This is a genomic window from Actinomadura hibisca NBRC 15177, from assembly GCF_001552635.1.
Taxonomy (GTDB): Bacteria; Actinomycetota; Actinomycetes; order Streptosporangiales; family Streptosporangiaceae; genus Spirillospora; species Spirillospora hibisca.
The window spans coordinates 22,599-37,221 of record NZ_BCRO01000028.1 but is presented as its reverse complement, the minus strand read 5'-3'; the positions used below and the strand labels follow the sequence as shown (position 1 = coordinate 37,221).

Sequence of the window (14,623 nt, the reverse complement as noted above, 5' to 3'; positions counted from 1 at the left end):
CCAGGCACGACGCCCTGTACGTCGTCGAACCTCGGTGGCGGCGACCCCGTAAAGATCGAGTCAAGGGCCGGGCGTGCCCTCTATCGTGGTTTCCGCCGATGTGGAGCGCGAGGAGGATGGTGCCGGTGACCAGGTGCGGGCGGTTCCTGACGGAGGTGCGGGCATGAGCGACCGTACGGATCTGCTGCTGCGCGACGTCCTGGCCATCCCCGAGGACGTGCTCGCCGGGGACTTCAAGGTCGACCTCACTCACGGTTTCGACGAAGCGGCCCAGCGGGTCGAGGAGTACGTCGTCACCGAACAGCTCGCCGACGCCTTCCGCCGGTCGCTGAACCTGATCAAGGCGGCCGTCACCGGCGGCAAGTCCGAGGCCGCCTATCTGCACGGCTCGTTCGGCTCCGGTAAGAGCCACTTCCTGACGGTGCTGCACGCCATCCTGGACGGCCGGCCCGAGGCGCGCCGCAAGAAGCGGCTCGATGAGATCATCGCCGATCACATCGACCACGACGGCTGGATGCGCGACCGCAAGTTCATGATGGTGCCGTTCCACCTGGTCGGTGCGACCGACCTGGACTCGGCGATCCTCGGCGGCTATGTGGCCGAGGTCCGCAGGCTCGGGCTGCCCACGCCGCCGGTCTACCGGACCGACGCGATGTTGCAGGACGCCCGGAACCTGCGCGCGAGCCTGGGCGAAGCCACGTTCGCAGAGTTGCTGGGAGCCGGTCCGGACGCGGCGGCCGGCGAGGACGACGGAGATGGCCTGCCCAACCTTGACCGCGCCCAGGGCTGGACCGCCGCCGACCTGGACCGGGCCTTCGCCGCCCCCAGCGGGGACAGGCTGCGGACCGCGCTGGAGACGGCGCTGCTCGACGGTCCCTTCAAGTCCTACGCCGAAGGCACCCGCGGCGCGTCCAGTGCATACCTGCCGCTGGAGAATGGCCTGGCGGTGATGAGCCAGCACGCCCACCGGCACGGCTACGACGGACTGATCCTGTTCCTGGACGAGCTGATCCTGTGGTTGCAGGCCCATATGTCCGACCAGGTGAAGGTCAACACCGAGGTCAGCAAGCTGGTCAAGCTGATCGAGTCGGGCGACGCCGACCGGCCGGTGCCGATCGTGTCGTTCGTGTCCCGGCAGCGGAACCTGTCCCAGCTCATCGGCGACGACGTGGTCGGCGCGGACGTGAAGAACCTGGAGCAGAAGGTCGAGTACCTGGCGGGCCGGTTCGACGTGATCAGCCTGGAGGACCGCAACCTCCCGGCGATCATCAAGGAGCGCATCCTCAAGCCGCGGCCCGGGATGCAGAGCGCGATCGACGAGGCGTTCACCGGCATCGAGTCCAACAACGCCACCGTCAGGGACGTGCTGCTGGACGCCGACGGCACCACCCACGCCAGTTGGCACGACTTCCGCGATGTCTATCCGCTGTCCCCGGCCCTGCTGAACGTGCTGGTGGCGCTGTCGGGCGCGTTGCAGCGCGAGCGCACCGGCCTCAAAATGATCAACCAGATGCTGGTGCGCCGCCGAAACGACATGCGGCTCGGCCAGCTCATCCCGCTCGGCGACCTGTGGGACGTGCTGAGCAGCCAGGAGGACGGCGTCGGCGAGGCGTTCACCGACCACCTGCGGCAGACCTTCGAGCACGCCAAGCGTTTCCATGCCCGCGTCCGCGCCCACCTGCTGGAGAAGTACCAGGGCGAGGACGAGCGGTTCCGCGCCGACGAGCAGCTCGTCAAGACGCTGATCCTGTCGGCGCTGGCCCCTGACGTGCCCGCACTGGCACGGCTCACCGGGGCCCGGCTGGCGGCGCTGAACCTCGGCTCGATCCGCTCGCGCACCGTCTCGCCGGGCCGCATGGCCGGCAAGCGGCTCCAGGAGCTGATCGCCGCCGGGTTCGGTGAGATCCGCGCCGACGGCGACCAGGACCCGGTGTTCACCCTGCACCTGTCGGACCTGGACGTGGAACCGCTGCTGGAGCGGGTCGGCGAGCAGGACAACCTCGGGGCCCGCCGCATCTGGGTCAAGAAGCAGTTGTGGAAGGCGCTCAACGTCACCGACACCGGCGCGTTCGAGTCCCAGCGGGAGCTGGTGTGGCGGGGCACCCGCCGCTTCGCCGAGTTCGTCTTCGAGAACGTTCGCGACGACTCGGCGCTGCACGACGAGCAGTTCCGGCCGAGCGTGCCGGGGCACATCCGCTTCGTGCTGGACTACCCGTTCGACGTGCCCGGCAAGTTCCCGGGCGACGACCTCGACCGGCTCGACCGGATGCGGCGCGACGGGTTCACCGCCGACACCCTGGTGTGGCTGCCCGACCACCTGTCGGCGGGCAAGGCCGCGCAGCTCGGCAGGCTGCTGAAGATCCAGTACCTGTTGGAGAACGACCGGCTGAACGACTACGCCGGGCACCTGGCCGCCGAACAGCGGTTGCGCGCCCACAACCAGCTCAAGACCCAGGCCGAGAACCTCACCTCGCAGCTCACCGCCGTGCTCCAGCAGCTCTACGGCATCGCCGGGGGCACTGAGGACAACGTGGGGGCCGAAGTCCCCGACGGCAAACACGTGGAGTCGCTGCGGCGCGGGTTCGAGCGGACGAGGCTGCACGCCGCCGCCGGATTCGAGTACAACATGCTCGACCTGGCCGACAATCTGTTCGCCGACGTCTACCCCAAGCACCCCGACCTGGACTACGCCAAGACCCGCAAGGCCGTCACCAACGCCGAGCTGCGAGCCGTGCAGAAGGTCGTCACCGAGGCGGTGGAGCAGGGCGGCGGCCGGGTCGTCGTGGAGAAGAAGCAGCTCGCGCTGCTCAAGCGGATTATGCACCCGCTGGAGCTGGGCGAGGTCCACGACGGGCCGGTGAACATCTCCCCCGAGTGGCAGCGCCGCATCGAGCAGTTCGCGGCCCGGCACGGCAAGACCGGCGACTACCCGGTCGAGGAGATCCGCACCTGGATCGAGGAGTACGGCTGGACCGGCCTGGATAAGCCCGTCGCGAACCTCATCATCTGGACCTACGCCCTGCTGTCGGACCGCAGCTGGGTGCTGCGCGGCAACCCCGAGGCCCCGCCCGAGCTGGAGAAGCTGGGTGCGGGTTGGGCGCTGCGCGACCAGCCCAAGCCCACCGAGAAGGAGTTCGCCGACGCCCGGCGGCGCGCGGAGAGCATCTTCGGGGAGCGGGTGCCGGAGACCCTGGTCACCCGCAACGTCACCGATCTCGCCAAGCGGCTGCGCGACCACGCCGCGCGCCTGGAGGAGTCGGCCGCCGGAGTGCTCCGCCTGCTGGACAAGCACGCTGACACCCTGGGGCTGGCCGACATCCAGTCCGATCGTCGCCGTTCCGCCCGGCACGCCATCGACCTGATCGCGCGGCTGCGGGCCGGTGAAGGCGACACCGCACTGCTGAAGCAGTTCGCCGCAGCCGCCTATGACGTCTCTGACAAGATTCTGGGCGCGGCGGTGAAGTCGGCTCCGGAGCAGTTCGCGGCGCTGCGAAACGCCCAGTGGGGAATGCTCGCCGACGCGCGTGAGCTGGCCAAGCGGACCGACGGCATCGGGCGGCGCGCCGCCGCCCTGGTGGAGCGGCTCGCCGAGGTCGCGGCGGCGCACGAGTTCGAGGTGCGGCTCGCGCCGGTGCTGGCCGAGCTGAGCCAGCGCGCGACGCAACTGGTCCGCGAGGCGATCCGCGTCGACCCCTCTCCCGGCCCGGGACCGCAGCCCGACCCGGAACCGCAACCTGATCCGGAACCGCAGCCTGACCCCGGCCCCCGGCCCGGTCCTGGCAACGCAGGTGACGTCCCTCTGGGCGGCGGCGACGGGAAGCCTCCGATTCCCGACGACCCGCCCGGCGCACCGCACGGCCACAAGCGGGTCGAACCGGGCCGTATCAACGACACCCTGAACGAGGCGATGCGAGAGATCCGCGAGTTCGCGGACAGCCACCCCGGCGTGCCCTTCGACATCGTCTGGAAGCCGGTCGCCCCCGACGACCAGCAGCGGGAGGACCGGTGACTCCGCCGGTGGTGGACCGGCGGGTCCTGGAGGCCATGCTCGACCTGGAACTGCCGCACCGGCAGGGCGACGGCGGCCAGGCCGGGCCCCGGCTGGTGCTGGTCCACGGACGCTACCGGCCCGGCGCGGCGACCGAGTTCACCGTCCGGATCGGCGACCGCCAGCGCCCGGTCACCGTCAGCGACCAGCCCTCGGTGCTCGGGGTGATCGACGCCTGGGAGAGCCACCGGCTCGGCGCCGCCGGGTCCGATGCCGTGCTGGTGATCACCACGGGCGTGGACGGGCGGCTGCTGGGGGCCGACGTGCGCGGGCACGCCCTGGGGCGGCGCCCACTGAGCGTGGACCGCGCCGTCATCGTCCAGCAGCGGTTCGGCGCGGCGGGCCTGGACCCGCGCATCCGCCAGGAGAACTGGCTGGTCGACGCGCTGCTGGACGCCGAGCCCGCCGACGGCTGGCGCACCCACCCGGCCGCCGCGGCCTGGCGGCGCAGCGGCGGCAGCGTGCTGACCCGCGACGCCGCCGTGCGCGCCCTGGTCGAGGCGCGGCTGGAGATCACGCGGGAGCGGCGGGGCACCGCCGCCGACGGCGCGGGCGACCTGGACGCCGACACGCTGCTGGCCTGGTCGCGGGTGCCCGGCGCGACCGCCAGGTTCGCCGCCCTGGTGCCTGACGAGCGCGACGGCATCGCCGCCTGGCTGCGGCAGACCGCCGGCGACGCCGCCGCCGTCCTGCTGGAGCTGGCCGCCGCCGGGCACGGCGCTGACGCGCTGGCGCTCGGTGTGGTCGGCTCGGTGCTCACCGACCCCGCCGCGCCCCGCGACGCGGCGCTGGCCGTCGGGCGGATGTTTGCGGGCGTCTCGGCCGGCATGGAGGAGCTGACGGTCTTCGCCACCGCTGTCCAGGGCACCCTCACCCGCTGGATCAGCCAGGCGGAGACCGGGCGGCCCGGTAGCGAGGAGGCGCGCGAGCGGGTGCTGGCCGTCCTGCGGCGCGCCGACGAGCTGGCCGCCTCCGCCGGACTCGCCGAGCCCCTGGCGGGCGACGCCTTCCTGCCGTCCGGTCTGAACGCCCGGCTGCGCACGTTCGCCGCCGCGCTGCACGGCGACTTGGCGGGCGCCGAGCAGGCCCTCGGCAAGGTTCAGGACCACCGGCTTTCCGGACTGTACGGCGACCGCTGCCGGGTGGCCGAGATGGCGATGCGGCTGCGCCGCTGGCTGGAGGAGGCCGCGGCGGCCGAGATCGCCTCGGTCGCGGAGGGCGTCTCGCGCCACCTGGCCGAATGGGGGTGGGCCGACCGCGCGCTGAACGTGGTGTGGGCCGGTGACCCCGCCCGCGACCCCATCGTGGGTGACGCCTACCGGACGCTGTACGAGCAGGCCAGCGACCGCCGTTCCGAACTGGACTGGGCCTTCGCCAAGCGGCTGGTGCCCTGGGCAGCGGTCGCGGCGGCGCAGGCTCCCGGAGGGACGCTGCCGATCGAGTCGGTGCTGTCCGACATCGTGCTGTCCCTGGCCCAGGTCACCGGCAGCGCTGCGCCGCTGGTCCTCGTGCTGGATGGCATGAGCGCCTCGGTCGCCGCGCAGCTCGGCGAGGAACTGGTGCGCGCCGGCCGCTGGACCGAGGCGACTCCCGCAGCGGGCGAGCGCCGCGCCGCCGTCTCCATGATCCCCTCGCTGACGCGGGTGAGCCGCGCGTCCCTGCTGACCGGGACGCCCACGGCCGGGGGGCAGGGGGTGGAGAAGGCCGGGTTCGCGGCGTTCTGGAAGCGGTACCGCAAGACCGCCCAGTTGTTCCACAAGGCCGACATCCCCGGCGACGCGGGCCACCGGCTCGCCCAGCCGCTGGCGGACGCGCTGTCGGAGGACCAGGTCGTCGGCGTGGTGCTCAACACCATCGACGACGCACTGGACCACGACCGGGAAGGCGACCGGGCCGGCTGGAAGGCCGCCGACGTCACCTTCCTGCCCGACCTGCTGAACGCCGCCCGCGACTACGGCCGTCCCGTCGTCCTGCTCTCCGACCACGGCCATGTGCTCGAACGCGGCGCCCCCGGAGTCCGCCCGAGCGCCGCGCCCGGCTCGGGCGCTGCACGATGGCGCACCGGTGCTCCGGACGAGGGCGAGATCGAGTTGGCGGGGCCACGTGTCCTGGAAGGCGGCGGCCGGGTGGTCGTTCCCTGGCGCGAGGACATCCGCTACACGCCGCGCAAAGCGGGCTACCACGGCGGGGCCTCGCTCGCGGAGATGACGGTTCCGATCCTGGTCCTCCTGCCGGAGGGCGGGCCCCTGCCCAAGGGATGGGAGGTGCTGCCTCCGGAGAAGACCGTTCCTGCGTGGTGGCACGCGGCCAGGCCCGAGAAGGAGACGGTGTTCTCCGCCGCCCCGTCGAAGCCGCTCAAGAAGCTTCAGAGCCTGTCCCCGGTTCGGCTGGAGGAAGACGGAGCGCTGTTCACCGTCGGTGAGGTCGCGCCGTCGGCTCCGGTCCCCGACCCCGCCGCGCCGCCGACGCTGGGGCAGCGGGTCACCAAATCGCCGATCTACACCGAGCAGAAGCGGTACCTACGCAAGCCGCCCGACCCCCGGCAGGTCGCCGCCGTGATCGACGCGCTAGCGGAGACAGGGCTGACTCTGTCAGCCACCGCCGTGGCGGCGGCCGCGGCCGCCGCCGGGGGACGCCCCCCGCGCGACGCCGAGATGTTCGTCACGGCGTTGCAGCGACTGCTGAACGTCGAGGGCTATCCGGTGCTCGAACTGGTCGACGCCGGGCGCACCGTGCGGCTCGCCGAGGACCTGCTGCGCGAGCAGTTCGGGGTGGCGGAGCGTTGACCTGGGACGGCGCTACGATCGGGTCTTGATGAACGAGGTCAGCGCAGCACGCCGCCGTGAGGTCATCGACGCCTTGCGGCGCGGCACGGTGCCGCAGTCGGGGCTCGACCTGCTGGCGGTCGGGCTCGACCGGTTCGCCGGTGCCCTGGACGACGACCTGTCCACCGTCGCCAAGGGCGGCGCGGCGTTCCATGCCATCCGTGGCGAGTACGGATCGGGCAAGACGTTCTTCGCACGCTGGTTGGGGGAGCGGGCCAAACGCGCCGGACTGGCCGTCGCCGAGATCCAGATCTCCGAGACCGAGACGCCGCTGCACCGCCTGGAGACGGTCTACCGGCGGCTCACCGAGCGGCTGGTCACCGCCACCCATGCCGCCAGCGCGCTGCGGCCGGTGATCGACCTGTGGTTCTACACGCTGGAAGAGGAGGTCCTCGACGCGGGAGATGTCGCCGAGGACGACCGGCAGGGCCTCGCCAGGGCGGTGGAGGCGCTGATGGAGCAGCGCCTGGCCGACGTGGCCCGCACCACGCCCGCGTTCGCGGCGGCGCTCCGGGGCTACCGCAAGGCCCGCGACGAAGGTGACACCGCCACCGCCGAAGCGCTCATCGCCTGGATCGGCGGGCAGAAGTCGGTCGCGGCCTCCGCCCGCCGTGCCGCCGGGGTACGCGGAGACCTCGACCACTTCGCCGCATTGGGGTTCCTCCAAGGGCTGCTCACCGTGCTGCGCGATGGCGGCCACAGCGGCCTGCTGGTGGTGCTGGACGAGATCGAGACCCTTCAGCGGGTGCGCGGGGACGTGCGGGAGAAGGCGCTGAACGCGCTGCGCCAGTTGCTGGATGAGATCGACGGCGGCCGCTTCCCCGGCCTCTACCTGATGATCACCGGGACGCCCGCGTTCTTCGACGGGCAGCAGGGCGTCCAGCGGCTGCCCCCGCTCGCCCAGCGGCTGGCCACCGACTTCACCACCGACCCCCGGTTCGACTCGCCGCGCGCGGTGCAACTGCGCCTCACCGGCTTCGACCTGCCGAGGCTCGGCGAGCTCGGCCGCAGGGTCCGGGACCTGTACGCGGCCGCCGCACGCAATCCCGACCGGGTTGCCGCAGTGGTCGACGACGCCTACATCGCCGAGTTGGCGACCGCCGTCACCGGCGGCCTCGGCGGCCAGGTCGGCGTCGCACCGCGCGTTTTCCTGCGCAAACTCGTCGCCGACGTCCTGGACCGCGTGGACGAGTTCGCCGACTTCGATCCGCGCCGCGACTACGCCCTCACGGTCTCCGACACGGAACTGAACGACGTCGAACGCAGCGCCGCGGCGACGGCGGGCGACGTCGAGTTGGAACTGCCGTGACGGAGGCCGCCTTCGACCGGCTCTCCCCGGTCCTGGTGCACCACATCGTCAACACCCTCGGCTGGCGTTCGCTGCGGCCGTTGCAGCAGGAGGCGATCGCGCCGCTGATGGACGGCTCCGACGCGATCCTGCTCGCGCCGACCGCCGGCGGGAAGACCGAGGCGGCGGCGTTCCCCCTGTTGTCGGCGATGGACCGGCAGGGCTGGACTGGCCTCTCGGTGCTGTACGTGTGCCCGCTCAAGGCACTTCTCAACAACCTGCTGCCGCGTCTGGAGGGCTACGCGTCCTGGACCGGCCGCCGAGCCGCGCTGTGGCACGGCGATGTGCAGCAGGCGGCGCGCCGCCGCATCCTGCGCGACCTGCCCGACATGCTGCTGACCACGCCGGAGTCGCTGGAGGCGATGCTGGTCAGTACCAAGGTCGACCAGGCCCGCTTTTTCTCCGGTGTCCGGGCGATCGTGGTGGACGAGGTGCACGCCTTCGCGGGCGACGACCGCGGCTGGCATCTGCTGGCCGTCCTGGAGCGCCTGACTCGACTGGCGGGACGGCCCATCCAGCGGATCGGGCTGTCGGCGACGGTGGGCAACCCCGCCGAGCTGCTCCACTGGTTGCAAGGGGCCGAGCGAGGACGGCGTCCGGCGCAGGTCGTTGCGCCGGGAGTCGGAGCCGCCGCCGTTCCCGAGGGCGACATCGAGCTGGACTACGTAGGGTCGGTGCCGAACGCGGCCACGGTCATCGCGGCCCTGCACCGCGGTGAGAAGCGCCTGGTGTTCTGCGATTCCAGGCAACTGGTCGAGGAGCTGGGCGCCGCTCTGCGGGCGCGCGGCATCACCACCTTCCTGTCCCACGCCTCACTGTCGATGGACGAACGCCGCCGCGCCGAGCAGGCGTTCGCCGAGGCGCGCGACTGCGTCATCGTCTCTACCAGCACCCTCGAACTCGGCATCGACGTCGGAGACCTCGACCGGGTCATCCAGATCAATGCGCCGAGCACAGTGGCGTCGTTCCTGCAACGCCTCGGCCGGACCGGACGCCGTCCCGGGACCGTCCGCAACTGCCTGTTCCTCACCCTCGACGCGTCGTCGCTGGTCTCGGCGGCCGCCCTCCTGCTGCTGTGGAAGCGCGGCTATGTCGAGCCGGTCGAGGCACCGCCCGAGCCACGCCACATCGTCGCCCAGCAGTTCCTGGCGCTGTGCCTGCAAGAGCACAAGACCGGGCGCGGCACGTGGGCGGGTGAGTGGAACGGCCTTCCCCCGTTCGACCGCAGCGCCGAACCCATCGTGGCGTACATGCTTGAGCAGGGGTTCATCGAACGCGACGGCGAGATGTTGTTCATCGGGCCCACCGCCGAGCAGAAGTTCGGCCGTCGCCACTTCATGGACATGACGGCGGTGTTCACCGCGCCGCCGGAGTTCACGGTGCTGGCGGGACGCCAGGAGATCGGGAAGACCGATCCGATGCTGCTCACCGAAAAGGTCGATGGCCCGCGCGTCCTGCTGCTCGCGGGCCGGAGCTGGAAGGTCACCTGGATCGACTGGAAACGGCGGCGCTGCTTTGTGGAACCGTCCGACCTGGCGGGCAAGGCGCGCTGGTTCGGCACGGCTTTCTCGGGTGTGGGATTCGCGCTCGCCCGCGCCTGCCGTGAGGTGCTGCTCGGTGCCGACCCGCAGGTCAAGTTAACCGATCGGACCGTGCGGCGACTTGCCGAGGCACGCGAGGACGACATCGGCAGCGTGCACCCCGGCGGCAACGTCATCAGTCGAGACGGGGACGACGTGCGCTGGTGGACTTGGGCCGGTTATCGGGCCAACGCCGTTCTGACCGCGACGCTGTCCGGTCTCACCGATGAAAAGCAGCACTTCAGCGACGAGTGGGTGCGGCTGCGCGGTGACATCACGCCCGCCATGTGGCGGACGGGGACCGTGGACGCCGCTGAGAGATTGTGCCTGCCCGACATCGACGAGCGGGCGCTACGCGGCTTGAAGTTCGCCGATGCGCTGCCCGAGCGTCTCGCGGCCGCCACATTGGCCGTCCGGCTTGCCGACTTTGATGGCGCGATTCGGGTTCTCGGGGAATCCTCCCGTTTTGTCGGCTGAAGAGGTCACGTCGTGGCAGTACGCCCGATCATCTGCTGTGGTCGGTGGAAACGGGCATGTCATGTCGGCGTCGCCGGGCGCGGTGCTTTGCCGTATCATGACTTGATCAAGTGGCGATGGGACGGTATCGCCGTGCGTTGAGAGTCCATATGATGGGGCGGTCCGCACCGTGCGCCTTGACACCTTTTCGGTCACCGGATTTCGTTCGCTGCAGAAAGTCGCGGACATTCCGGTGAGCAGTCCGACCATCCTTGCCGGCCACAACGACGGCGGGAAGTCGGCTGTGCTGGGGGCGCTGGAATTCCTCCTCGGCGAGTACAAGTTGACCGATGAGGACCGGACCTATGCCTTGCCCGAGAGGCAGGGGCATGATGCGAGCGTTCCGTCTCGTTGTGAAGCGACCATCGTCGAAGGACTGTTCAGCACCGACGAATGGGAACGACAGGTGCTGCGGCTCCCCGAAGAGCTCAAGATGCGTCGCCGGGCCGGAGAGGATCTCGACGCCACGCTGGAGTACTGGATTCCGGTTCCCGCCGACGAACGGTTGCATGACCTGACGCGGTTCACCGCTGTAGAGCTCAAAGCGTTGGCGAAGGAACTGGGACTGCGACCGGCATCGCAGCGGCGGGCCGACTTGGAGGTGGCTCTCCGTGCGTACGCCATGGAGAACGCCACTCGCCTCGGATGGTCTGGTGTGCCGTCGGATGTAGAGAAGCGGCTGCCGCAGGTCCTCTCCTTCGAGGGGGGCGACGCCAAGCCTGACGATGCCGTGCGCGGTGCGCTCATGGGGCGGTTCAGGACCCACGTCCGCGATGAGCAGACCACCGCCCAGATCCAGGAGATCGAGGCGCAGGTCCAGGACCGCCTGCGCATTGATGCCAAGTCCCTGTGCGACCACATCCGCACTCGCTGTCCTGACCTCAACGAGGTCTTCGTCGACCCCCGAGTCTCCTTCAAGCACGGTTTCGAGGAGGCGGCGCTGAAGATCGCCCGGACCACGGGCGAACCTGTCAGCCTGAAGAACTCCGGGCTCGGCAGCTCCCGGCGGATCTCCCTGGCGATCTGGGAATGGACCATGGAGTTGCTGGAGGCGGAGGAGGCCGAGAGCGAGCAGTCCCCACCCCAGACGATCGTCGTCTATGACGAACCAGACACGCATCTGGACTACCGGCAGCAGCGCCAGATCATGCAGTTGATCAGGGACCAGAGCGCGTTGCCTCACGTCAACGTCATGGTGGCGACCCACTCCATGAACCTGATCGACGGCGTGGACATCGCCGGCGTGGTGAACCTTCGGCTGGAGAACGACCGTACCGTCATGGAGCGTCTCGACGCCGACACCCATGAGGGCTTGGACCTCCATCTCCAGCAGATCGCCGCATCGCTCGGACTGCGCAATTCCGTACTGTTGCACGAACGGTGTTTCCTCGCCGTGGAGGGGGAGACCGAGCAGCAGGCCATCCCCATTCTGTTCCGGCTGTCGGAGGGACTGTCGCTACAGGCCGCGGGCATCGCGCTATGGGCGTGCTCCAACAACGAGGGCGCACTGCACCTGGCCGGCTATCTGGCCAAGCACGGTCGTTCCGTCATGCTCATGGTCGATGCCGACAGCCGGTCCGCTCCCAAGGGAATTTTCAAAACGCAGCGGCTCGTCCAGTACTTCGGGAAAGATGTCGCAAACTATGTCAAGTTCGTCGGGGAGCCCGCTGGACACAGTGAGCTGGAGGAATTGTTTCCCGACTCCCAGTGGGCTGCCGTGGCCAACCAGATATGGCCCAAGACGGCTCTCTGGACACCCCAGGAGTTCGCCGTGCTCAGAGGGCAGGGAAAATTCAGCAGCAAGGTCTTGGAAATGCTGAAGAGCCAGAGCGAGGACGGTCCTGGCGGAAAGCCTGAAATGATGTACCGCCTTGCGGTGACCCTGAAGGGCCCCGAAGACGTTCCGGCGCAGTTCAGGGAAGTTTTCGCGGAGTTGCGGAAAATGGCCGGTTAGAGGCCGCTGCTGTCTGCTCTTCGCCGTTTTCTCTCATGCGGCGACGACGTGCGAGGATCCTTTCCTTGCGCTGCTCGGGAGTGGGGGCTTCCCACTGATGCCAGCCCGCCGGAGGCTTCCAGCGCTGCATGTGATCATGGATTTCGATACCGCACCAACGGCACCCGCTCGGGGGAGGCGTGTCCTGATCGGCATTACGCGAGTCTGTGGGCATCTCCCCTCCTTCCATGTCAGGATTATTTCCTGCCCCACTGACAAACTCCCCGCTTCTGGGGCATCGAATCGCGATCTTCTCGGTTCGGCCTTCGGGTGGCGCTGCGTTTGCCGCTGACAGAATCGATCAGAGCGGACCAGGTGTGCCGGGTGCCGTCGTCTGGTGGCGGTTCGGGGACCGGCATACGGTGGCGTCGGTGCGGCCCGGCGGGACTGTCTGCGTCTGTCGTCGGCGTCACCGTTCACGGGCCGGTCGGGCAGCGGCATGTCGTCGCACTCGCCGTCGTGGATCGGGCCGGCGAAGCACATCCCTGACCGAACCGTGTCCACCGGCGGAGCCGAGACAGCAGGGCACTGATCGGGCTGGGGGAGCCGGGCCTTCTTCGTGTTCTGCTGACCTGCGGACGGTGGAGAAGGCGCCGAGGTCAACGCCGCATCCTGGGCTCTTGTTGCCGAACTTCATCCCCCACCCACTGGTCCGGCCCGTCAACTGGGGTGGTCGGGAAAAGTGTGCAGGTCGGGGGATTGCCCAGAGGCGTCCAAAGGATTACGTTGCTCCCAACTAATAGGAAACCTTCCTTTCTGAAAGGTTTCCGCGTCCATGGAAGCTCCCCGCCGTTCCTTCGCCATCAAGGAGCAAAGTTCCATGCGAATCCCCACCCGGGCGGCCCTGGCCGCCGCCACCCTCCCCGCCGCCTCCCTCGCCGTCATCGCCCTCCCCGCCGCGCCCGCCAACGCCCACGGCACCCTCTCCGACCCGCCCAGCCGCGTCTACGTCTGCAAGAACGAAGGCCCCGAGACCCCCAAGTCCGACGCCTGCAAAGCCGCCGTCGCCGCCGGAGGCACCCAGGCCTTCTACGACTGGAACGAGGTCTCGCTCCTCGAAGCGGGCGGCCGTCACCGCGAGCTCATCCCCGACGGCCAGCTCTGTAGCGCCGGGCGCGCCAAGTACCGCGGGCTGGACCTCCAGCGCGCCGATTGGCCCGCCAAGCGCGTCTCCTCCGGTCCGCTGACCGTCACCTACCACGCCAGCGCACCCCACGCGAACAGCAACTTCGAGTACTACATCACCCGCGACGGCTGGAACCCCACGCAGCCTCTGCGCTGGTCCGACCTGGTTCCCCTAGCCACCTTCAACAACCAGAACCCCACGACCTTCACCAAGTGGACGCTGAACCTCCCCCAGCGCACCGGTCGCCACCTCATCTACTCCATCTGGCAGCGCGTCGTGGGCAGCCAGGAAGCCTTCTACACCTGCTCGGACGTGGACTTCGGCGGAACGACCGGCCCGACGCCCACTCCAACACCCACCCCTACGCCGACGCCCACCCCGACCCCCACCCCCACGGCCTCGCCCACCGGCCAGCCGGGCGGCACCTGGGCCTCGGGCACCGCCTATAAGGCCGGTGACCGCGTCACCTACGGCGGGGCCACCTACCAGTGCCTTCAGCCGCACACCGCGATCCCCGGATGGGAGCCCTCCGCCACCCCCGCCCTCTGGCGCGCCGTCTGATCCGGTTTCCACCAGGCCCGCGCCGAACTCGGCCCGGCGCGGGCCTGCCGGAAGGGACCGGAAGGGACCGGAAGGGAGTGGACGCGATGCGGCGTCACCGTTGGACGGCCGTCCTCATGGGATGCGTACTGATGCTCGCCGGATGCGGGGGAGAGAAGAGCGGCGACTTCAACGACGAGGACGTAATGTTCCTCCAGATGATGGTCGTCCATCACGGCCAGGGCGTCCGGATCGCCCGGCTCGCCGACGAACGCGCCGCCCGCAGCGACGTCCGGACGCTGGCCAGCGCAATCGAAGCGACCCAGATCAACGAGATCACCACCATGGCGCGCTGGCTGCGCAACTGGCGGCGTCCCCCCACCGCCCCACCCGGCGGTCACACCGCGCACGGCGGCATGCCCGCCACCCCCGAAAAAGAGATCAAAACGCTGGAGAAAGCCCACGGCACAGCCTTCGAGCGCAGGTTCCTCAACACCCTGATCGCCCACCAGGACGACGCCGTGCAACTCGCCCGAGCCGAGGTCGCCGCCGGGACCAACCCGTCCGCACGCGACCTTGCCGACCGCGTCGTCCGATCCCGCACGGCCCAGATCCAGCAGATGCGCGGCCTGCTCGGGTGATCGGGG

At 69.9% G+C, this 14,623-nt stretch carries 7 protein-coding genes; all 7 read left to right on the top strand.

Annotated elements, in window-relative coordinates; translation table 11 throughout:
* Positions 1–163 precede the first annotated feature (163 nt).
* Positions 164–4,009 carry a DUF6079 family protein gene (locus AH6_RS14655; RefSeq protein WP_067479645.1) on the top strand — a complete coding sequence of 1,282 codons (3,846 nt, stop codon included), beginning with the start codon at positions 164–166 and terminating at the stop codon, positions 4,007–4,009.
* On the top strand, positions 4,006–6,834 hold the full coding sequence (pglZ, locus tag AH6_RS14650; protein ID WP_218005824.1) for a BREX-2 system phosphatase PglZ: 2,829 nt from the start codon (positions 4,006–4,008) through the stop codon (positions 6,832–6,834). Before AH6_RS14655 ends, pglZ begins: the two co-directional genes overlap by 4 nt.
* A gap of 28 nt (positions 6,835–6,862) precedes the next feature.
* Positions 6,863–8,182, top strand: coding sequence for a BREX system ATP-binding protein BrxD (brxD, locus tag AH6_RS14645; protein ID WP_067479644.1), 1,320 nt, complete (start codon positions 6,863–6,865; stop codon positions 8,180–8,182).
* Positions 8,179–10,278 (top strand): DEAD/DEAH box helicase, encoded by a 2,100-nt coding sequence (locus AH6_RS14640; protein ID WP_067479643.1) that lies wholly within the window; start codon positions 8,179–8,181, stop codon positions 10,276–10,278. Before brxD ends, AH6_RS14640 begins: the two co-directional genes overlap by 4 nt.
* A gap of 169 nt (positions 10,279–10,447) precedes the next feature.
* Positions 10,448–12,271 carry an ATP-dependent nuclease gene (locus AH6_RS14635; protein ID WP_067479642.1) on the top strand — a complete coding sequence of 608 codons (1,824 nt, stop codon included), beginning with the start codon at positions 10,448–10,450 and terminating at the stop codon, positions 12,269–12,271.
* A gap of 859 nt (positions 12,272–13,130) precedes the next feature.
* Positions 13,131–13,997 carry a lytic polysaccharide monooxygenase auxiliary activity family 9 protein gene (locus AH6_RS14630; protein ID WP_067479641.1) on the top strand — a complete coding sequence of 289 codons (867 nt, stop codon included), beginning with the start codon at positions 13,131–13,133 and terminating at the stop codon, positions 13,995–13,997.
* Positions 13,998–14,083: 86 nt separating this feature from the next.
* Entirely contained in the window at positions 14,084–14,617 is a 534-nt protein-coding gene (locus AH6_RS14625; protein ID WP_067479687.1) for a DUF305 domain-containing protein, read from the top strand.
* The last annotated feature ends 6 nt before the right edge of the window (positions 14,618–14,623 follow it).

Bases quoted from the DNA above. Each gene is read 5' to 3' on its own strand.
- AH6_RS14655 (WP_067479645.1), top strand. From the start codon at position 164: ATGAGCGACCGTACGGATCTGCTGCTGCGCGACGTCCTGGCCATCCCC.
- brxD (WP_067479644.1), top strand. From the start codon at position 6,863: ATGAACGAGGTCAGCGCAGCACGCCGCCGTGAGGTCATCGACGCCTTG.
- AH6_RS14630 (WP_067479641.1), top strand. From the start codon at position 13,131: ATGCGAATCCCCACCCGGGCGGCCCTGGCCGCCGCCACCCTCCCCGCC.
- AH6_RS14625 (WP_067479687.1), top strand. From the start codon at position 14,084: ATGCGGCGTCACCGTTGGACGGCCGTCCTCATGGGATGCGTACTGATG.